This window comes from Streptomyces griseoviridis (genome assembly GCF_005222485.1).
Taxonomy (GTDB): domain Bacteria; phylum Actinomycetota; class Actinomycetes; order Streptomycetales; family Streptomycetaceae; genus Streptomyces; species Streptomyces hintoniae.
The window spans coordinates 7,594,111-7,613,911 of record NZ_CP029078.1; the positions used below are offsets into that span (position 1 = coordinate 7,594,111).

The 19,801-nt window shown below is 71.1% G+C and carries 16 protein-coding genes; 11 read left to right on the top strand and 5 right to left on the bottom strand.

Annotated elements, in window-relative coordinates:
- Positions 1-90 precede the first annotated feature (90 nt).
- Both DDJ31_RS32905 and DDJ31_RS32910 read right to left on the bottom strand, forming a co-directional pair.
- The gene (locus DDJ31_RS32905) at positions 91-1,776 is read right to left on the bottom strand and encodes a carbohydrate binding domain-containing protein (protein ID WP_127176767.1); all 1,686 of its coding nucleotides are present in this window, start codon (positions 1,774-1,776) and stop codon (positions 91-93) included.
- 168 nt (positions 1,777-1,944) lie between these two features.
- Entirely contained in the window at positions 1,945-3,108 is a 1,164-nt protein-coding gene (locus DDJ31_RS32910; RefSeq protein WP_127176766.1) for an ATP-grasp domain-containing protein, read from the bottom strand.
- A 414-nt stretch (positions 3,109-3,522) separates the two neighbouring features.
- On the opposite strand from DDJ31_RS32910, the gene DDJ31_RS32915 reads away from it, so the two are divergent.
- Together DDJ31_RS32915 and DDJ31_RS32920 are read left to right on the top strand one after the other, a co-directional pair.
- The gene (locus DDJ31_RS32915) at positions 3,523-4,383 is read left to right on the top strand and encodes a metallophosphoesterase family protein (protein ID WP_093833890.1); all 861 of its coding nucleotides are present in this window, start codon (positions 3,523-3,525) and stop codon (positions 4,381-4,383) included.
- Positions 4,380-5,069 (top strand): 4'-phosphopantetheinyl transferase family protein, encoded by a 690-nt coding sequence (locus DDJ31_RS32920; protein ID WP_127176765.1) that lies wholly within the window; start codon positions 4,380-4,382, stop codon positions 5,067-5,069. The genes DDJ31_RS32915 and DDJ31_RS32920 overlap by 4 nt, the downstream gene beginning before the upstream one ends.
- A 128-nt stretch (positions 5,070-5,197) precedes the next feature.
- On the opposite strand, the gene DDJ31_RS32925 is transcribed toward DDJ31_RS32920, so the two are convergent.
- From DDJ31_RS32925 to DDJ31_RS32935, 3 genes are all read right to left on the bottom strand, one after another.
- A complete protein-coding gene (locus DDJ31_RS32925) occupies positions 5,198-5,425 on the bottom strand; it encodes a hypothetical protein (RefSeq protein WP_127176764.1) in 228 nt (75 codons plus the stop codon).
- 232 nt (positions 5,426-5,657) lie between these two features.
- Positions 5,658-6,212: a toxin-antitoxin system, toxin component gene (locus tag DDJ31_RS32930; RefSeq protein WP_127182490.1), complete on the bottom strand. Its 555-nt coding sequence runs from the start codon at positions 6,210-6,212 to the stop codon at positions 5,658-5,660.
- A gap of 32 nt (positions 6,213-6,244) precedes the next feature.
- Complete coding sequence (locus DDJ31_RS32935) at positions 6,245-6,895, bottom strand: helix-turn-helix domain-containing protein (protein ID WP_127176763.1); 651 nt, start codon at positions 6,893-6,895, stop codon at positions 6,245-6,247.
- A gap of 223 nt (positions 6,896-7,118) precedes the next feature.
- Here DDJ31_RS32935 and DDJ31_RS32940 point away from each other — a divergent pair, with 223 nt between their 5' ends.
- The 9 genes from DDJ31_RS32940 to DDJ31_RS32980 all read left to right on the top strand — a co-directional run bounded on the left by DDJ31_RS32940 (position 7,119) and on the right by DDJ31_RS32980 (position 19,792).
- Positions 7,119-7,775 (top strand): MmyB family transcriptional regulator, encoded by a 657-nt coding sequence (locus tag DDJ31_RS32940; protein WP_164784848.1) that lies wholly within the window; start codon positions 7,119-7,121, stop codon positions 7,773-7,775.
- 214 nt (positions 7,776-7,989) lie between these two features.
- Positions 7,990-8,988, top strand: coding sequence for a LacI family DNA-binding transcriptional regulator (locus DDJ31_RS32945; RefSeq protein WP_127176761.1), 999 nt, complete (start codon positions 7,990-7,992; stop codon positions 8,986-8,988).
- 110 nt (positions 8,989-9,098) lie between these two features.
- Complete coding sequence (locus tag DDJ31_RS32950; protein WP_127176760.1) at positions 9,099-10,445, top strand: ABC transporter substrate-binding protein; 1,347 nt, start codon at positions 9,099-9,101, stop codon at positions 10,443-10,445.
- Between the two features lie 6 nt (positions 10,446-10,451).
- Complete coding sequence (locus DDJ31_RS32955; protein ID WP_127176759.1) at positions 10,452-11,408, top strand: carbohydrate ABC transporter permease; 957 nt, start codon at positions 10,452-10,454, stop codon at positions 11,406-11,408.
- On the top strand, positions 11,405-12,280 hold the full coding sequence (locus tag DDJ31_RS32960) for a carbohydrate ABC transporter permease (RefSeq protein WP_127176758.1): 876 nt from the start codon (positions 11,405-11,407) through the stop codon (positions 12,278-12,280). Before DDJ31_RS32955 ends, DDJ31_RS32960 begins: the two co-directional genes overlap by 4 nt.
- A 33-nt stretch (positions 12,281-12,313) precedes the next feature.
- The gene (locus tag DDJ31_RS32965) at positions 12,314-13,915 is read left to right on the top strand and encodes a glycoside hydrolase family 13 protein (RefSeq protein ID WP_127176757.1); all 1,602 of its coding nucleotides are present in this window, start codon (positions 12,314-12,316) and stop codon (positions 13,913-13,915) included.
- Positions 13,916-14,048: 133 nt separating this feature from the next.
- Positions 14,049-16,205 carry a galactose-binding domain-containing protein gene (locus tag DDJ31_RS32970; RefSeq protein WP_127176756.1) on the top strand — a complete coding sequence of 719 codons (2,157 nt, stop codon included), beginning with the start codon at positions 14,049-14,051 and terminating at the stop codon, positions 16,203-16,205.
- A gap of 526 nt (positions 16,206-16,731) precedes the next feature.
- The gene (locus DDJ31_RS32975) at positions 16,732-17,259 is read left to right on the top strand and encodes a hypothetical protein (RefSeq protein WP_127176755.1); all 528 of its coding nucleotides are present in this window, start codon (positions 16,732-16,734) and stop codon (positions 17,257-17,259) included.
- 406 nt (positions 17,260-17,665) lie between these two features.
- Entirely contained in the window at positions 17,666-19,792 is a 2,127-nt protein-coding gene (locus DDJ31_RS32980) for a hypothetical protein (protein WP_127176754.1), read from the top strand.
- Positions 19,793-19,801: the final 9 nt, after the last annotated feature.

The window sequence follows — 19,801 nt, forward strand, 5'->3', positions numbered from 1 at the left end:
GGACCGCGATTCCCCTCGCCCCGCGAAGAAGAAGGTGAGTTCCCAGGTCACGGCGGTGTTCCGGCCGCCGTGACCTGGGCCGGCGGAGTGCTAGCCGGTGAAGCCCGCCGTGATCCGGGTGAACTGCCAGGTGTCCTGGCTGATGCCGGAGCAGTTGTCCACCACACCACCGCCGGGGCACGGCCGGTCACGGTTGACGGCCCAGTACGCGAGCCGCGCGATGTGGTGGCTGTTGGACCAGTCGCGGATGCTCGTCCAGATCGCCGCGGTCGTGTTCTCCTGCTGGTCGGAGAGGCCGTTCATGCCGGAGATGCCGATGTGGGCGTACGCGGTGGCGTCGTCCCAGCCGAACGTCGACTTCAGCTTCGTCTTCAGACCCTCCGCCGCGTTCACGGTGTTGCCGTACATGTCGGAGCCGCCGCCGAAGTCGAACGGCATGATCGTGAAGACGTCGATGTTGGCGCCCAGCGACTGCGCCTGCTCGATCAGCCGGTTGCCGTAGTAGGTCGGACCGGTCGTCGAGGTGCCGAACGTGACGATCGTCCGCAGGCCGGGGTTGTTGGCCTTGACCGTCTTCAGCGCGGTGAGGATGCGCGCCTGCACGGCCTCGTTCTCGAACTCGTCGGTGTTCTCGATGTCCATGTCGATCGCCTTGAGCGAGTAGGCGTCGATCACCTTCTGCAACGCCCCGGCGAGCGCGCTCGCCGAGGAGCAGTTGGCGCCGAGCTTGCTGCCCTGCCAGCCGCCGAACGACGGCACGATGTCGCCGCCCGCCGAGCGGATCTGGTTGATCGCGGTCTGGTCGACCCCGCCGGTCAGCGGACGGCTGCCGTCCCACGACGGGTTGCAGCCGCCGGAGTCGAGCACGAACGCCATCGTGAACCACTTGACGCCGGTCGCGCTCATCACCGTCGTCGGGTTCGGCGGGTCGCCCCAGCCTTCGTACAGATAGGGGGCGGCCTGCTTGAAGGCGGTGCCGCCGCCGCTGCCCGCGTCCGTCGTGACGCTCACCGCGTTGGAGGCGCCGGACACGTTGCCCGCCGCGTCCCGCGCCTTGACGGTGAAGGTGTACGCGGTGCTGGGCGAGAGCCCGCTGACCGTGGCGCTGGTCGCGGAGACGCTGAGCAGCTGGGAGGACCCGCTGTAGATGTCGTACGCGGTGACGCCCACGTTGTCCGTGGCCGCGTTCCACGCCAGGGAGACGCTCGACGAGGTCTTGCCGGTCGAGGTGAGACCCGACGGCGTGCTGGGCGCCTGGGTGTCACCGCCGCCACCGCCGCCCGGACCGTCCAGGCTGATGTCGTCCGCGTAGTAGGTGCCCTGCGCGTACCAGCCGTGCACATAGATCTTGGCGCTGGTCTGCGCGGCGCCGGTGGTGAAGGAGACGCTGAGCTGGCTGTACGCCGACGGGGAGGTCGTCCACGTCGAGGCGCCGCCGTCCACGCCGAGGTAGACGTACGAGCCGCGCACCCAGCCGCTGAGGCTGTACGTGGTGTTCGGCTGCACCGCGACGGTCTGGCTGCACTGCGCGATGTCGCTCGAACTCGCCGCGCCCGCGAGGGCCTTGGAGCCGCCGTGCACGGGGGAGGAGACGATCGAACCGAGGGTGCCCGCGCAGGTCCACGGGGAGAGAGCACCCGACTCGAAGCCGGGGTTGGTGAGGACGTTGGCCGCCTGGGCGGTGCCCGGAAGGGCGACGGCGCCGGCGAGCGCGAGCGCCGCGGTGCCGAGGAACGCGAGAAGACGGCGTCTGTGCCGTCGGAGTGTGTTGCGCACGCGATCTCCCTGAAAGGAATGGGGTGTTCGGGAGTGCACGAAGGTGCGGGGAGTGCGGGGAGGTGCGCAACCAAGTTGGTATGGACCAATCCAGGTGTCAAGCGGAACGACGGGATTGGTCCATACCGGTGGACGAAGAAATGGACGAGGCGGTGGACGGGAGGCGGCTCAGAGGCGCAGCGCGCCTGCCGCCGACGACCCGGTCGAACCGACGGACTCGGCGACCGACGGCTCCACGGCCACCGCGGGCACCGACGGCAGCAGCGGCTCGGCCGGCTCCTCGATCCGCTGCGGCGGCAGCGTCACCGGGCGCAGCGGACGCGGGCCCGACACCACCGTGTAGTCCTGGCCGAGGAACGGCGGCGCCATCTCGCCCGGGTCCTCACCCAGCGCCAACTGCACAGCCGCCCAAGGGGCGTTGACCCCGCACAGCGACAGCTGGTGCAGCCCGCCCGCCGGGCGGGTGTTGACGTCCATCAGCACCGGGCGGTCGCCGAACATCCGGAACTGGATGTTGGACAGATAGTGCAGCCCGAACCCCTCGGCGATCAGCCGGGCCGGTTCCAGCCACTGCTCGTGCAGCGTGAACCCGCGCCGCCTGCCGTTCTTCGTGCGGCCCACGGCGAGCCTGATCAGGTTGTCGGGACCGGTCAGGCAGTCCACCGACACCTCCGGCTGCTCCAGCCGCGGCATGACCAGCCAGTCGACGCCGACGCCCGCGTCGGCCGACTCCAGCGCCTCGACCACCAGGTCGAGCGGAACGTACGGGCTCGGGAAGCCGCTCAGCTGGGTCATCGAGAACGGAGAGCGGGTGATCACCCGGAAGCCCACCCCGCCCGCGCCCGACGCCGGCTTGAAGCACGCCTTCTGGCCGTCCGCCTCCAGCGCCTCCACGGCCGTCACCAGTTCGGCCGCCGTCCGCACCCGCCACCACGGCGGCACCGGCACGCCGATCGCCTGGACCGCCTCGTACGCGATCACCTTGTCGTGGAAGACGGCCACGGCCTCGGGCGGCGGCGCCAGCAGCGCCGTGCCGAGAGCCTCGAACTCGGCGCGGTGCGCCACGATCGCCGACTGGTGCAGACGGGGCACGAACACGTCGATGCCGCGCCGCTGGCACTGGTCGAGCGCGAACTCGACGTACGCGGCCGGGGAGAGGCCCTCGGGCTCCAGCTCCGCGGTGTCGGCGGCGGCCAGTACGGGGGAGTCGGGGTCGCCGTGCGTGGCGTGGATCTCGACCGCGCGATCGCTGGGATTTCGCCGCAGCTGATCCATGAAGAACACGTTCTCCGCGTACGTGCGGTTGAGCCAGACGCGTACGCGAGAGACCATGCAGGCCGCCTTTCGGGTTCGCGGGCACGGCGAAGCAACCCGTGCCCGGGTAGAGAGAAGGGAGGGTCGCCAAACACCCCCGTGCGAAGGGAGTCAAGGCGGTGGTGTTGGGGCGATCATACGGCTTCGCCGGGGTACCCCGTGCAACGTGCGTGTTACGGAATTCCGGCCATTGTCCAGCCGGCCCGGGGCCCGCGTCGGACGGCCCCGCGCGGTGGGTCCCGCCGCGCCCGCCGCCCCGCCCGGCACCCGCCCGGTCCCTGCCCGGTGCCCGCCCGGTCCCTGCCCGTCCGTGGACGGGCGCGCTCCGGGTCGGGCCCGCCTTGTCCGGGAGCCCCTGGATGTGTTCTCTTGGTCGACGTCCAGAGTGCGCGGACGCGCGAGCTCGCGCGGGGGGTACGGAGGTGGCGGAAGGTGACGTCGAGGGCCGGTGGGGCCGGGCAGTTGCTCGCCATCAGCGATCTGCACATCGGCTACGCCGAGAACCGCGCGCTGGTCGAACGGATGCGCCCCGGTTCGGACGACGACTGGCTGCTGGTCGCCGGTGACGTCTCCGAGACCACGGAGGACATCCGCTGGGTCCTGAAGACCCTCGCGGGCCGCTTCCGCCAGGTCGTGTGGGTGCCGGGCAACCACGAGCTGTGGACCCACCCGAAGGACCCCGTGACGCTGCGCGGTGTCGCGCGCTACGAGCATCTCGTCGCCCTCTGCCGGGAACTGGGCGTCCTCACCCCCGAGGACCCGTACCCGGTGTGGGAGGGGCCCGGCGGGCCCGTCGTCGTCGCGCCGCTGTTCCTCCTCTACGACTACTCGTTCCTGCCGCCCGGCCGCACCACCAAGGAACAGGGCCTGGAGTACGCGCACGGCACCGGAGTCGTCTGCAACGACGAGTACCTGCTGCACCCCGACCCGTACCCGAGCCGGGAGGCGTGGTGCCGGGCCCGGGTCGCCGAGACCGAGCGCAGGCTCGCCGAACTGCCCGAGGACCTGCCCACCGTCCTCGTCAACCACTACCCGCTCGACCGGCACCCCACGGACGTCCTGTGGTACCCCGAGTTCGCCATGTGGTGCGGCACCCGCCTGACCGCCGACTGGCACCGCAGGTTCCGTGTCGAGGCGATGGTCTACGGCCATCTGCACATCCCGCGGACCACCTTCCACGAGGGCGTCCGCTTCGAAGAGGTGTCCGTCGGGTACCCCCGTGAGTGGCGCAAGCGGTCCGGGCCCCCCGGGCAGCTGCGCCGGATTCTGCCGAAGGAGGTCGGGACCGCGTGATCGAGGAGCTGCTGCCGGACGAGGTGGTGGCCGTGGAGGTGCACGGCGACGACGGCTCCGAGCCCGCGCCGCTGTACCCCGAGGAGGCCGAGGTCGTCGCGCGGGCCGTGGAGAAGCGGCGGCGCGAGTTCGCCCTGGTGCGGGCGTGCGCCCGCCGGGCCATGGAGAAGCTCGGCGTGGAGCCGGTGCCGCTGCTGCCCGGTGAACGCGGCGCCCCCGGCTGGCCGCCCGGCCTGGCGGGCAGCATGACGCACTGCGCCGGCTACTGCGCCGCCGCCCTGGTGCGCACCACCGACCTCGCCTCGGTCGGCATCGACGCCGAGCCGAACGGCCCGCTCCCCGACGGCGTCGAGGAGACCGTGGCGCTGCCGTCCGAGGTGGCCAGGCTGCGCGAGCTGGCGGCGCGGATCCCCGAGGTCCACTGGGACCGGCTGCTGTTCAGCGCGAAGGAGTCCGTCTACAAGGCGTGGTTCCCGCTGACCCGCCTCTGGCTCGACTTCTCCGAGGCCGACATCGACATCGCCCCCGACCCCGGCGAACGCACCCGCGGCACCTTCCGGGCCCGGCTGCTGGTCCCGGGCCCGGTCCTCGCGGGCCACCGCGTCACGCACTTCGACGGCCGCTGGAGCGCGCGGCAGGGCATCGTGGCGACGGCGATCGCGGTCCCGCACCCGCGGACCCACTGACGCTCCCGCGGGCCCGCGGGCGGGACGTCCCGGCGGCGCGGCCCGCCCGCGGTCGGCACCGGCGCCGGCGACGACCGCAGGAGTCCCCGACGCCGAACACCGTCGTCGTCACCTCCTCGCCCTCCGCGTCACGGGCCCGTGTGCCAGCTCCTCACGAGGTGGAAGAACTTCTCCTCGTTGCCCGTCAGGCCCGCCTCGTCGAGGGCCTGTTCCGCCTCGGCCAGGACCGAGGGCGGGATCACGGGCGGGCGCAAGGAGCCCGGTGGGCCGTCGAAGGCGGCTCTGACGGTGTGCAGCAGGCGCAGATACGCCTGGACGGCGGCGCGTTCGCGGTCGGTCAGTACGGCGGTGTGCATCGGTCGGCTCTCCCCGTCGTCGGCGTCGTCTCTCGCACGCCCGCCGCCTGGGACAGGGCGCGCTACCAGCTTGCCGCCCACCACTGACAATCGGTCCCGACCGCACTCGGGTTCGCCCGCTTAGCGGAGGCGAAACCCGCCCGCCGTCCCCCGGAAGAACCCCGCCGCAGGCCGGGCGGCGCCACCCGCGCGGCCCGCGGCGCAGGGCGGGCGGGCGCCGGTCGGGCCGGGGTCAGCCCTGCGGGCCGAGATAGCCGAGGGACGCCTCGATGCGGCCCGCGAGGTGGTCGCGCTGCACCGGGCCGCGCAGCGACGAACCCGCCAGCCACGTACGGCACTTGCTGGCCAGCAGCAGCCCGAAGGTCTCGGCCTCCTGCTCGTCGGCCAGGTCGAAGCTGCTGCGCGCGGCGACCCGCCGCACCGTGTCGCGCAGGGCGGTGTCGTCGACGTCGTCGAAGCCGTCACCGCCGCCCAGTAAGCGGGCCGCGACCTGCGCGCCCTCCACGTGGTGGCCGCAGTGCCCGGCGCTCATGTGCCACAGCTCGTGCCCCAGGATTACCAACTGGTGGTCGGGCGCGGTGCGTTCCTCGACGACGACGAGGTCGCGGTCGGCCATGTCGAGCCAGAGACCGCTGGCCGTGCCGGCCGGGAACGCCGACATCCGGAACTGCACGGGCCGCCCGCGCCGTCTGCTCATGGCCGCGCAGAGCGCGCCGTACAGCTCCGCCGGCGGTGCCGGGGCCGGGAGGGTCAGTTCCGCGACCAGTTCGCCGCACAGGCGGCGCATGTCCTTGCCGATGCCCACAGTTCTCCCCCGCATCACGACTCGGGCCGTTTGACGCTCTCCAGGAGCATGTCCAGCCACTCGGCGACCTTGTCGCGGTGCTGGTCGGTGGGGAGTTGGGCGGCCCGCCAGGCGATGCCGCGCACCCCGTGGTCCTGGAGCAGCCGCTCCAGCGGGTCGTCGAGGGCGGCCGCCGCCTCCCGTTCGGCGAGCTTCTGGAGCAGCTCCTGCTCGGTGGCCTGGAGGGCGCCGAGGAGCGCCTCCGGGTCCTCGGCGGTCAGGAACCCCGCGTGCACCCGGAAGAAGCGCTGGAGGGCGTCGCAGTGCTCCATGGTGGGCCGCCGGTCGCCGTTGATGAGGGCGCCCGCCTGCTGGCGGGACATGCCCGCGCCGTCGGCGATCTCCTGCTGGGTGTACTTGCGGCCGGTGGGTTTGAGCCGGGTGCGGCGCAACTGGCCGAGCCGTTGCAGGAACCGGGCCTGGACGTCGGGTTCGCCGGCCGGGCGGCCCCCGAGCAGGTCCTTGACGACGGGTTCGGGGACACCGGAGGCGGTGGACAGACGGCCGGTGTGGAAGACCTCCGCGAGCGGGACGCCGAGCCGGTCGGCGAGCGCGGTGACGCGAGCGACGACGGCCGGCAGGGCGGCGGTCGCCGTGGTGCCCGGACTCTCGAAGCCATCCGTCACCGACAGATCTCCTACTTTTCTCACAGGCCTCTCACAAGCCTTTGCCGTGAACCTGACGGACACTACCTGTTGGTACGAACTCGCATCCAGGTCTCGCCACAATTGTGGCCAATTCCAGCCGTGAACCGGCACGGAATGCCACGATAGTTGACATGGCTCAAGTCGGGGACGCAGGATCAGGGCGCCGCGTGAAGGCCGCAGAGGCAAGAGGGGTGACCTCCCGATGGCGTACCAGGCAGGAGGGCAGCGGCGGGCACCGCGGCCCGTCCCCGAGAGTCTTGAGGCCCAGGCGTACCTGCTGGACTACGCGTCCTTGCTGGAGGCCGTGCCCTTCCCGTCGGTGGTGCTCGACCACCGGTGGGACGTCGTCCTGTCCAACGACGCTTTCGCGTCACTTTTCCGTGACGTGGGCCCGCACCCGACCGCGATGCCCGGTGACAACCTGCTGCGGTTCGTCCTGTTCCACCCGGACGCCGACACCGTGCTGGGGCAGCACGAGTCGAGCTGGTTCCTGCCGACGCTCGCGCACTTCGCGGCGGCCGTCGAGCGGTACGCCCACGACCACGTGCTCCAGGCCGTGCGCCGGGACATCGCCCAGGACCCGATCATGGAAGCGGCCTACCGGCAGGGCCTGCCGCACTGGATCCGCGCGGTCGGCGAGCGGGCGGTCGCGCACGACGGCGCCGTCCGGCCGGTGCTGCACCCCGATCCGCGCTGGGGCGCGACGGACTGCCGGCTGGTGGACGAAACCCCGTCCACGCTCAGCGAGTTGGGGTACACCCGGCTGACGCTGGTGCTGCGCGAGTCCCGGCGCCCGCGCTCCCGCTCCGCCCGGCACTCGGCCGGCCATCTGCGGGTGGTACCCGCCCCCGGGTCCTGACGGGCACCGTCGGCGTTCAGGTCGCCGACGGCGCCTCGTCAGCGTCCGGGGCGGTCGGCCGGCCGCCCCGGACGCCGGTCCGGCCGGGAGCCCGGCCGCCGGCCCGGCCGCCGCCTTGATCCGCACCCTCCGGGCCTCCGGTCACCTGGCTGATCAACGCCCTTCACCACCATCAACGCAAGCCGTTTGCGTGTCTTGCGCTATTCTTGCGCTCATGACGCGACGACTTGCCGAGGTAGCGAAGAAGGTCGGGGTCTCCGAGGCCACGGTCAGCCGGGTGCTCAACGGCAAGCCCGGGGTCTCCGCCGCCACCCGGCAATCCGTGTTGAGCGCCCTCGACGTGCTCGGCTACGAGCGCCCCACCCAGCTGCGCGGCGAACGCGCCCGGCTCGTCGGCCTGGTCCTGCCCGAGCTGCAGAACCCGATCTTCCCCGCCTTCGCCGACGTCATCGGCGGCGCCCTCGCCCAGCTCGGCCTCACCCCGGTGCTCTGCACCCAGACCAAGGGCGGGATCTCCGAGGCCGACTACGTGACGCTCCTGCTCCAGCAGCAGGTCTCCGGCGTGATCTTCGCCGGCGGTCTCTTCGCGCAGGCGGACGCGCCCCACGACCACTACCGGCTGCTCGCCGAGCGCAACATCCCGGTGGTGCTGGTCAACGCGGCCATCGCCGACCTCGGCTTCCCGGCCGTCTCCTGCGACGACGCGGTGGCGGTCGAGCAGGCCTGGCGCCACCTCGCCTCGCTCGGCCACGAGCGGATCGGGCTGGTGCTCGGCCCCGCCGACCACGTGCCCTCGGCCCGCAAACTGGCCGCCGCGCGGGCCGTCGCGGGGGACATCCCCGACGACTGCGTGGTGCGCGCGATGTTCTCCATCGAGGGCGGTCACGCGGCGGCCGCCAAGCTCATCGACCGCGGTGTCACCGGGCTGATCTGCGCCAGCGACCCGCTCGCCCTCGGCGCGGTACGGGCCGCGCGCCGCAAGGGACTTGACGTCCCGTCACAGATCTCCGTGGTCGGCTACGACGACTCCGCGCTGATGAACTGCACCGAGCCCCCGCTGACCACCGTCAGGCAGCCCATCGAGTCCATGGGCAAGGCCGCCGTCGAGCTGCTCAACGCGCAGATCGCGGGCAGCGCCGTCGCCGCCGACGAACTCCTCTTCGAACCGGAGCTGGTGGTCCGCGGATCGACCGCGCAAGTGCCGCGTTACTGAGATCCACTCTTCTGTCAAACAATTACAGATTCTGCGCGACATCTTGCGAAGAGATGTCGTCGGTGCTTGAGTGTGCGGCGCCCACCGCTCCTGCCCAGAGGGGTCCACCGATGAGACACACCGGGATCCGCCGTACCGTCGTCGCGCTCAGCGTCTGTTCGCTCGCCCTCACCGCCGCAGGCTGCGGCTCGGGCGACGACTCGGCGAGCGGCAAGACCCGCATCACGGTCAACTGCATGCCGCCCAAGAGCGCCAAAGTCGACCGGAAGTTCTTCGAACAGGACATCGCGTCCTTCGAGAAGCAGAATCCGGACATCGACGTCGTCGCCCACGACGCGTTCCCCTGCCAGGACCCCAAGACGTTCGACGCCAAACTGGCAGGCGGCCAGATGGAGGACGTCTTCTACACGTACTTCACCGACGCCAAGCACGTCGTCGACATCAACCAGGCCGCCGATCTCACCTCCTACGTCAAGGAGTTGAAGAGTTACGACACCATCCAGCAGCAGCTGCGCGACATCTACACCGTGGACGGCAAGGTCTACGGCGTCCCGCGCACCGGCTACTCGATGGGCCTGATCTACAACCGCGCCCTCTTCGAGAAGGCGGGACTCGACCCCGACAAGCCCCCGACCACCTGGGAGGAGGTGCGCGCCGACGCCAAGAAGATCGCCGCGCTCGGCGGCGGCACCGTCGGCTACGCCGACTACAGCGCCCAGAACCAGGGGGGTTGGCACTTCACCGCCGAGATGTACTCCCAGGGCGGTGACGTCGTCAGCGCCGACGGCAAGAAGGCCACCGTCGACACCCCCGAGGGCAAGGCGGTCCTCCAGAACCTCCACGACATGCGCTGGAACGACGACTCGATGGGCAGCAAGCAGCTCCTCGTCATCAACGACGCCCAGCAGATGATGGGTTCGGGCAAGCTCGGCATGTACCTCTCCGCGCCGGACAACATCCCGATCCTGGTGAAGGAGAAGGGCGGCAACTACAAGGACCTGGCGCTCGCGCCGATGCCCGGCGGCAAGGGCACCCTCATCGGCGGCGACGGCTACATGTTCAACAAGCACGACACGCCCGCCCAGATCCGGGCCGGGCTGAAGTGGCTCGACCACATGTTCCTCAGCCCCGGCAAGGGCTTCCTCGGCGACTACGCCCGCGCCAAGGGCTCCGACGCGCCGGTCGGACTGCCCGAGCCGCGCCTGTTCACCGGCGCCGCAGACGCCAAGGACCAAGAGGTCAAGAAGGCCAACGCCAACGTCCCGGTGGAGAACTACCAGCCCTTCCTGGACGGCAACCAGAGCCTGGAGATGAAGATCGAGCCGCCCAACGCCCAGCAGATCTACTCCGTCCTCGACGGCACCGTCTCCGCCGTCCTCACCAAGAAGGACGCGAACATCGACCAGCTCCTCAAGGAAGCGTCCGGCAAGATCGACAGCATCCTGGCCCGGAGCTGACCCGACATGACGAAGACCACCGCAGCGCGGCGGCCCGTCGAGGCGGTCGCCGTGCGCCCGGTGAAGGCGCCGCCGCCGGCCGGGGGCCGGTGGCGGCGCCGCCTCGCCGAACAGGCCCGCGCCTACGCCTTCCTCGTCGGCGGACTGATCTGCTTCGCGCTGTTCTCCTGGTACCCGGCGATCCGCGCCGTCGTGATCGCCTTCCAGAAGTACACGCCGGGCTCGTCCCCCGAGTGGGTCGGCACCGCCAACTTCACCCGCGTCTGGCACGACCCCGAGTTCACCGCGGCCTGGCGCAACACCCTCACCTTCACGGTGCTCGCCCTGCTGCTCGGCTTCGCCGTCCCGTTCGTGCTGGCCCTGGTGCTGAACGAACTCCGGCACGCCAAGGCGTTCTTCCGGGTCGTCGTCTACCTGCCGGTGATGATCCCGCCGGTGGTCAGCGCCCTGCTCTGGAAGTGGTTCTACGATCCGGGGGCGGGCCTCGCCAACGAGGCGCTGCGCTTCCTGCACCTGCCCACCTCGAACTGGTCGAACGGCGCCGACACCGCCCTGGTCTCGCTGGTGATCGTGGCGACCTGGGCCAACATGGGCGGCACCGTGCTGATCTACCTCGCCGCCCTCCAGTCGATCCCCGGCGAGCTGTACGAGGCGGCCGAACTGGACGGCGCCAGCCTGCTCCAGCGGGTCCGCCATGTCACGGTCCCGCAGACCAGGTTCGTCATCCTGATGCTGATGCTCCTTCAGATCATCGCCACCATGCAGGTGTTCACCGAACCGTTCGTCATCACCGGCGGCGGACCGGAGAACGCCACGGTCACCGTGCTCTACCTGATCTACAAATACGCCTTCCTCTACAACGACTTCGGCGGCGCCTGCGCGCTCAGCGTGATGCTGCTCGTGCTGCTCGGCGCCTTCGCCGCCCTCTATCTGCGGCTCACCAGGTCCGGGGAGGACGTATGAGCACCCGTACCCTCGTCTCCCCGGCGACGCTGGCCCGCCCGCGCGGACGGGCCGTCTACTGGACGGTGTTCACCGGCATCGTCGTCCTCTTCGCGCTGGCCTTCCTCTTCCCGGTCTACTGGATGGTGTCCGGCGCGATGAAGTCGCCGGACGAGATCGCGCGGACCCCGCCGACCCTCGTCCCGCACGACTGGCACCTCGGCGGCTACACCGACGCCTGGGACCTGATGCAGCTCCCGGAGCACCTGTGGAACACGGTGGTCCAGGCGGCCGGAGCCTGGCTGTTCCAGCTGGTGCTGTGCACGGCCGCCGCCTACGCCCTGTCCAAGCTGCGGCCCGCGTTCGGCAAGGTGCTGCTCGGCGGCATCCTCGCCACCCTGATGGTCCCGGCGCAGGCCCTCGTCGTCCCCAAGTACCTGACCGTGGCGGACCTTCCGCTGATCCATGTCAGCCTGCTCAACGACCCGCTCGGCATCTGGCTGCCGGCCGTCGCGAACGCCTTCAACCTGTATCTCCTCAAGCGGTTCTTCGACCAGATCCCGCGCGATGTGCTGGAGGCCGCCGAGATCGACGGCGCCGGCCCGCTCCGGGTGCTGTGGTCGATCGTGCTGCCGATGTCACGGCCGGTGCTCGGGGTCGTCTCGATCTTCGCGCTGGTCGCCGTCTGGCAGGACTTCCTGTGGCCGCTGATGGTCTTCTCCGACACCGACAAGCAGCCGATCAGCGTCGCCCTCGTGCAGCTCTCGCAGAACATCCAACTGACCGTGCTGATCGCCGCGATGGTGATCGCCAGCATCCCCATGGTCGTGATGTTCCTGGTCTTCCAGCGGCACATCATCGCCGGGATCAGCGCGGGCAGCACCAAGGGCTGACGCGCCCTCCTTCCGAACAGAAAGGCAGGCACCGTGGGACAGCCCACCCATGCCAAGCCGGAGTGGTGGCGCTCCGCCGTCATCTACCAGGTCTACGTCCGCAGCTTCGCCGACGGCGACGGCGACGGCACCGGCGACCTCGCGGGCGTCCGGGCGCGACTGCCCTACCTCGCCGAACTCGGCGTGGACGCCCTGTGGTTCAACCCCTGGTACCTGTCCCCGCTCAAGGACGGCGGCTACGACGTCGCCGACTACCGCACCATCGACCCGGCGTTCGGCACCCTCGCCGAAGCCGAGAAACTGATCGCGGAGGCCCGCGAGCTGGGCATCCGCACGATCGTCGACATCGTCCCCAACCACGTCTCCGACCAGCACCCGTGGTTCAGGGCGGCGTTGGCGGCCGGTCCCGGCAGTCCCGAGCGGGACCTCTTCCACTTCAGGCCCGGTCGCGGGGAGCACGGCGAACTCCCGCCCAACGACTGGCCGTCGCAGTTCGTCGGCTCCACCGAGCCGGTGTGGACCCGGCTGCCCGACGGCGACTGGTACCTCCACCTGTTCACGCCCGAGCAGCCCGATCTCAACTGGGACCATCCGGCGGTCCGCCAGGAGCACGAGGACATCCTGCGGTTCTGGTTCGAACGCGGGGTCGCCGGCGTCCGCATCGACTCCGCCGCCCTGCTCGCCAAGGACCCCGACCTCCCGGACTTCGTCGAGGGCCGCGACCCGAACCCGTTCGTCGACCGCGACGAACTCCACGACATCTACCGCGCCTGGCGGGCGGTCGCCGACGAGCACGACGGCGTCTTCGTCGGCGAGGTCTGGCTGCCCGACACCGAGCGCTTCGCCCGCTACCTGCGCCCCGACGAACTCCACACCGCCTTCAACTTCGCCTTCCTGTCCTGTCCTTGGGACGCCGAGCGGCTGCGGACGTCGATCGACGCCACGCTCGCCGAGCACGCGCCGGTGGGCGCCCCCGCCACCTGGGTGCTCTGCAATCACGACGTCACCCGCACGGTGACCCGCTACGGCCGCGCCGACACCGGCTTCGACTTCGCGGCGAAGGCGTTCGGCACCCCGACCGACCTCGCCCTCGGCACCCGCAGGGCCCGCGCCGCCGCCCTGCTGTCGCTGGCCCTGCCCGGCGCCGTCTACGTCTACCAGGGCGAGGAGCTCGGCCTGCCGGAGGCGGACATCCCGCGCGACCGCATCGAGGACCCGATGTACTTCCGTTCCGGCGGCACCGACCCCGGACGCGACGGCTGCCGGGTCCCGCTGCCCTGGACGGCCGAGGCACCGCACGCGGGCTTCGGCGCGGGCGAGGAACCGTGGCTGCCGCAGCCGGCCGGCTGGGCGGCGTACGCGGCGGACCGGCAGGTCGCGGACCCGGACTCGATGCTAACCCTCTACCGCGAGGCGATCAGGCTGCGGCCCGCCCTCGGTGACGGACCGCTCGGCTGGCTCCCGGCCCCCGACGGCGTCCTCGCCTTCCGCCGCGCGGACGGCGCCGTCTGCGCGGTCAACCTGGCGGACGCCCCGGCCGACCTCCCCGCCCACACCGAACTCCTGCTCGGCAGCGGCCCCTTGGACGCCGAGGGACGGCTGCCGAAGGACACCGCGGTCTGGCTGCGCCCCTGACCTCGCGGCCGGACCGCGGCCACCTCGCGACGCCGTCGGCACCAGCCGGCGGCCCGCTTCCCCCGCACCCGACCACCCCACCCTCCCCGCACCCACCCAGCTATCCCCGCACCCCCCACGAAGGGATCAGCACATGCACAGGACTGTCAGGGGCATGCCCGCGGCGATGGTCGTCGCCCTCTCCGCCGGCCTGCTCACCGTGTCCGCCCCCGCCGCCCACGCCGCCGCGGGCGCCACCCTGCCCTTCACCTCCGTCGAGGCCGAGTCGGCGACCACCACCGGCACCAGGATCGGCCCCGACTACACCCAGGGCACCCTCGCCTCCGAGGCGTCCGGCCGCCAGGCGGTCCGTATCACCTCGGGCCAGCGCGTCGAGTTCACCGTGCCGCGCGCGGCCAACGCCGTGAACGTCTCCTACAGCGTCCCGGACGGCCAGTCCGGCTCCCTCGACGTGTACGTCAACGGCCAGAAGATCGCCAAGACCCTCGCCGTCACCTCCAAGTACTCCTACGTCGACACCAGTTGGATCGCCGGCGCCAAGACCCACCACTTCTTCGACAACGCCCGGCTGCTGCTCGGCCAGAACGTCCAGGCGGGCGACAAGGTCGCCTTCCAGTCGACCGGCACCCAGGTCACCGTCGACGTCGCCGACTTCGAGCAGGTCGCCGCAGCGACCGCGCAGCCCGCCGGATCGGTCTCCGTCACCTCCAAGGGCGCCGACCCCAGCGGCGGCGGCGACTCCACCCAGGCCTTCCGCGACGCCATCTCCGCCGCCCAGGGCGGGGTGGTGTGGATACCGCCGGGCGAGTACCGGCTCACCTCGTCGCTCAGCGGAGTGCAGAACGTGACGCTCCAGGGCGCGGGCAACTGGTACTCCGTCCTGCGCACCTCCCGCTTCATCGACCAGAGCAGCTCCGCGGGCGCCGTCCGAATCAAGGACTTCGCGGTCCTCGGCGAGGTCACCGAACGCGTCGACTCCAGCCCCGACAACTTCGTCAACGGCTCGCTCGGGCCGAACAGTTCGGTGTCGGGCATGTGGATCCAGCACCTCAAGGTCGGCCTCTGGCTGACCGGCAACAACGACAACCTGGTCGTCGAGAACAACCGCATCCTCGACACCACCGCCGACGGCCTCAACCTCAACGGCAACGCGCGCGGCGTCCGCGTCAGCAACAACTTCCTGCGCAACCAGGGCGACGACTCCCTCGCCATGTGGTCGCTGTACGCCGCCGACACCGACAGCAGCTTCGTCAACAACACCGTCTCGCAGCCCAACCTCGCCAACGGCATCGCCGTCTACGGCGGCACGAACATCTCCGTCAAGAACAACCTGATCTCCGACACCAACGCCCTCGGCAGCGGCATCGCCATCTCCAACCAGAAGTTCGCCGACCCGTTCTCGCCGCTCGCCGGCACCATCACCGTCGACGGCAACACCCTGGTGCGCACCGGCGCGATCAACCCCAACTGGGGCCACCCGATGGGCGCCCTGCGCGTCGACTCCTACGACAGCGCCATCAACGCCACCGTCAACATCACCAACACGACCGTCACCGACAGCCCGTACAGCGCCTTCGAGTTCGTCTCCGGCGGCGGCCAGGGCTACCCGGTCCGCAACGTCACCGTGGACGGCGCGACCGTGCGCAACACCGGGACCGTCGTCGTCCAGGCCGAGGCCCAGGGCGCGGCCACCGTGCGCAATGTCACCGCCACCTCGGTCGGTGCGGCGGGCGTCTACAACTGCCCTTACCCGAGCGGCACCTTCGCGCTCACCGACGGCGGCGGCAACTCCGGCTGGAGCAGCACCTGGTCGAACTGCTCCAGCTGGCCGCAGCCCGGCCAGAGCAACCCCGACCCGGACCCGGCCCGCAACCTCGCCAAGGGCCGCCCGGCCACCGCGACCGGCTCGCAGGACGTCTACACACCGGCCAGGGCGGTCGACGGCGACGCCACCTCCTACTGGGAGTCGGCCAACAACGCGTTCCCGCAGGCCCTGACGGTCGACCTGGGCTCCTCGTACGCGGTGCGCCGACTGGTCCTGAAGCTGCCCCCGGCCACGGCCTGGGGCGCCCGCACCCAGACCGTCACCGTCCTGGGCAGCACCGACGGCTCGACCTGGGCGACGGTCGTCGGCGCGACCGGCTACCGGTTCGATCCGGCCACCGGCAACACCGCCACCGTCACCCTGCCCGCGAGCACGAACCTGCGCCACCTGCGCCTGTCGGTGAGCGCCAACACCGCGTGGCCGGCGGCCCAGTTCAGCGAGGTGGAGGCGTATCTGACGTCGTGACGACGGGGACAGGGACCGGCGTCAGCCACCGGTCGAGCGCCGGACGGCCTCGACCACCCGCTCCGCCCCGTTCTCCGCCGCCGGAGCGGAAGGGGATCGGTTCGGTGGCGGCGCCGGAGCCGGCGAGCCGTCGCGCCCGGAACGGCCGCGGCCACTGGGCGAGAGCAGCCTGGCCCTGTCGTGAAGGACTCGTCCCGGGGGAGAGGGGTGTCGGGTCGGGCTCGACCGGTCGCGGCCGGAAAGCGGTGAATGGCCGAGAAGCTCCCGGACGCCGTCCGTGCGGGCACTGGTCCGGACCATGCGCTTCGCGCCAATATCATCCCCGCGCACCCCGCGGCGGACCGGCGCCCACCGCCCCGCGGGACCGACCCGTCGAACCTCGGTCACGTGCGGATATGGCGTCCCTTTCGGGCTTTCATCATTTCATTGCACGACCTTCACCCGGTGCGCACTTTCGGTCACGTGACGTGGTGGACATGTCACCGAGGGGAGACGGCCGGGTTCGCCGCTGCCTAGCCTCCCGGCCATGCGATCACCACTGATGAGACGTTTCGGCCTCGGTGCCGTCCTCGCCCTCGCCCTCGCCCTGTTCGGCCTGGCCCCGACCGCGAGCGCGGCCGACCCGGCCCCCGCCGAGCTGACCTTCGCCACCGACAGCGCCACCACCACGCCCGGCGGCACGGTGAACCTGTCGATGACCATCACCAACAACAAGACCTACGACATCTGGTTCGTCTACCAGACGATCGACCCGACGTACCTCACCACCCAGCGCCCCGACCTGAAGTACAGCTTCACCGGGTGCAGCCTCGCCACCGCCGCCGGCGCCACCCCCTGTTCCGGCACCGGCCCCGCCAACCTCGGCGGCAACTACGGCACGACCGTCCCGCCCGGCCAGAGCCGCACCGTCACCCTGAAGCTCACCGTCGCCGCCGACTCCGGCTGCAACGGCAACATCGGCTTCTACTCGTACTTCTACGCCGAGTTCAGCGACAGCTCGAACCTCAGCGGCGGCCCGGTCTACACCCCGGAGACGCGGGTCCTCTGCGCCTGACGGGCCGCCCGAAAGGGCTTCTGCCGTCAGCTGGTTGACCTGAAACGATCTATGAGCGGATCTTCGGCACGACCGGGACCGGCGACGCTCCCACCGGCGGGCCCCATGGGCCCGCCGGTGCGCCCCGCACGCCCCGGACCAGCGGGTGGACTCTCCAGGACATCGGACGACGTGCCGTGCCCCGGACGGAAAAATCAGCAATTGGGTTCCCTGCAAAGGCCGTTGGACACCTGCTCTTTTCCGTCATGTTTCGCGACATGACCATGAAAGCTACACACAGACACCACAATGTGACGCGACGGATGTGTCGACGACTGGCTTCTGAGGGGGCGCCGGCGTCGCGCCAGGGGGTGCGTCCGCTCTGCGGAGCCATGCTCACCCCTGCCCGGGGAGGGGACTTCACCGCATGAAGCGGACCATACGCACCGCCGTGCTCACGGTGGGCGCGCTCGTCGCCGCGCTGGGCCTGCCGGCCGGCACGGCCCACGCCGACACCGAACCCAGAGTCGACCTGAGGGTCCTCGTGGTGAGCGACGGCGGCCCGTCGACGGACGCGATAGCCGCCGAACTCACCACCGCCGGAACGCCGTTCACCAAGATCGACCTCACCCAGGCCGGACGGCAGACCATCGACGCCGGGTTCCTCGCGGACACCGTCGCCGGCCGGCCGCGCGCCAAGTTCCAGGCGGTCGTGCTGCCCAACGACAATCCGTTCGCGGCCGGTTCCACCGAGATGGCGGCCCTCGCCGCCTACGAGCAGACGTACTCCATACCGCAGGTCGACGCCTACACCTACGCGCGTCCCGAGGCCGGCCTCCAGTACCCGGTCTACGGCGGCTACTCGGGCAGCATCGACGGCGCCCAGGCGGCCGTGACCACCGCGGGCAAGGCCGGCCCGTTCGGCTACCTCGACGGGACCGTGCCCTTCGAGGACAACGACCCAGCCGTGAACGAGAGTTACGCCTACCTCTCGCAGCCGGTGGCCGGGGCCGACTTCACCCCCTACGTCGAGGCGACGATCCCCGGACAGACGGCCAAGGGCTCCCTGGTGGGCGAGTACCGGCACGACGGACGCCGCGAACTCGTCGTCACGTTCGTGTACAACCAGTACCAGCAGCAGTTCAGGCTGCTGGCCCGGGGCATCGTCGAGTGGATGACCGGCGGAGTGCACCTCGGCGCCTCCCGCAACTACTTCGCCGTCCACGTGGACGACGTGTTCGCCGCCGACGACCGCTGGAACAGCGACCTCAACTGCACACCGGGCGACGTCGACTGCACCGACCCGAACGCCACGCCCGACCCGATCCGGATGACCCCCGCCGACGTGGACCACGCCGTCGCGTGGGAGCAGGGCAAGAACTTCACCCTCGACTTCGCGTACAACGCCGTGGGCAGCGTCGACCAGCGCGAGGACAACGACGGCGTCGACCTCCTCGCCGACCGGCTGATCGCCAACCGCAACCAGTTCCGCTGGATCAACCACACCTACACGCACTCCTTCCTCGGCTGCGTGCAGAACACCGCCGTCGTCCCCTGGACGTGCGCCACCACCGCGGGCGGCGCCACCCAGTGGATCAGCCGCAGCGAGATCTCCGGCGAGATCTCCACCAACCGCGTCTGGGGCCAGGCCAACGGACTCCCGCTCCAGAACGACGAGTTGGTCACCGGCGAGCACTCCGGCATGCGGATCCTGCCGCAGCAGCCCGTCGACAACCCCAACCTGGCGCCCGCCCTCGCCGACAACGGCATCGGCTGGCTCGGCTCCGACAACTCCCGTGAGCCCGTCCAGCGCGCGGTCGGCCAGGCCACCACCGTGCCCCGGTACCCGATGAACGTCTTCTACAACGCGGGCAAGGCCGCCGAGCAGGTCGACGAGTACAACTGGATCTACACCAGCCGCGCCCAGGGCGGCAGCGGTGTCTGCGAGGACAACCCCGCGACCACCACCTGCCTGCCCGCGCCGCTCAGCACCAGCACCGGCTACGCCGACCACATCGTGCCGCTGGAGACCCGGATCGCCCTCGGGCACGTGCTGTCCAACGACCCCAAGCCGCACTTCATCCACCAGTCCAACCTGGCGGAGGAGCGCATCGCCTACCCCGTCCTCGACGGCGTCCTCGGCAGCTACCAGGACCTCTTCGCCACCAACACCCCGGTGGTGAACCTGCGGATGAGGGACATCGGCACCGAACTGAAGCGCCGCGCCGCCTGGCAGAGCGCCGTCCAGGCCGGACAGGTCACCGCCTACCGCATCGGCACCGCCGTCACCGTCAGCGCGCCCTCGGGCATCCAGGTCACGGCCACCCTGCCCACCGGGACCACCCTCGGCGGCACCGCGTTCGGCACCGCCTACGCGGGCGCCGTCTCCGGCTGGACCCCGTCCGCCGGCACCCCGCTCACCCTGACGCTGCCCGCCTCCGCCGCGGCCCCGGCCCCCACCGCGGCCCGCACCGCCCCGGCCACCGACCCCGCGCCCGGCACCCGGGTCCCCGCCGGGGTCGTCGAGCAGGTCCCCGCCACCGCGGACAACTGAGCCCCGCTC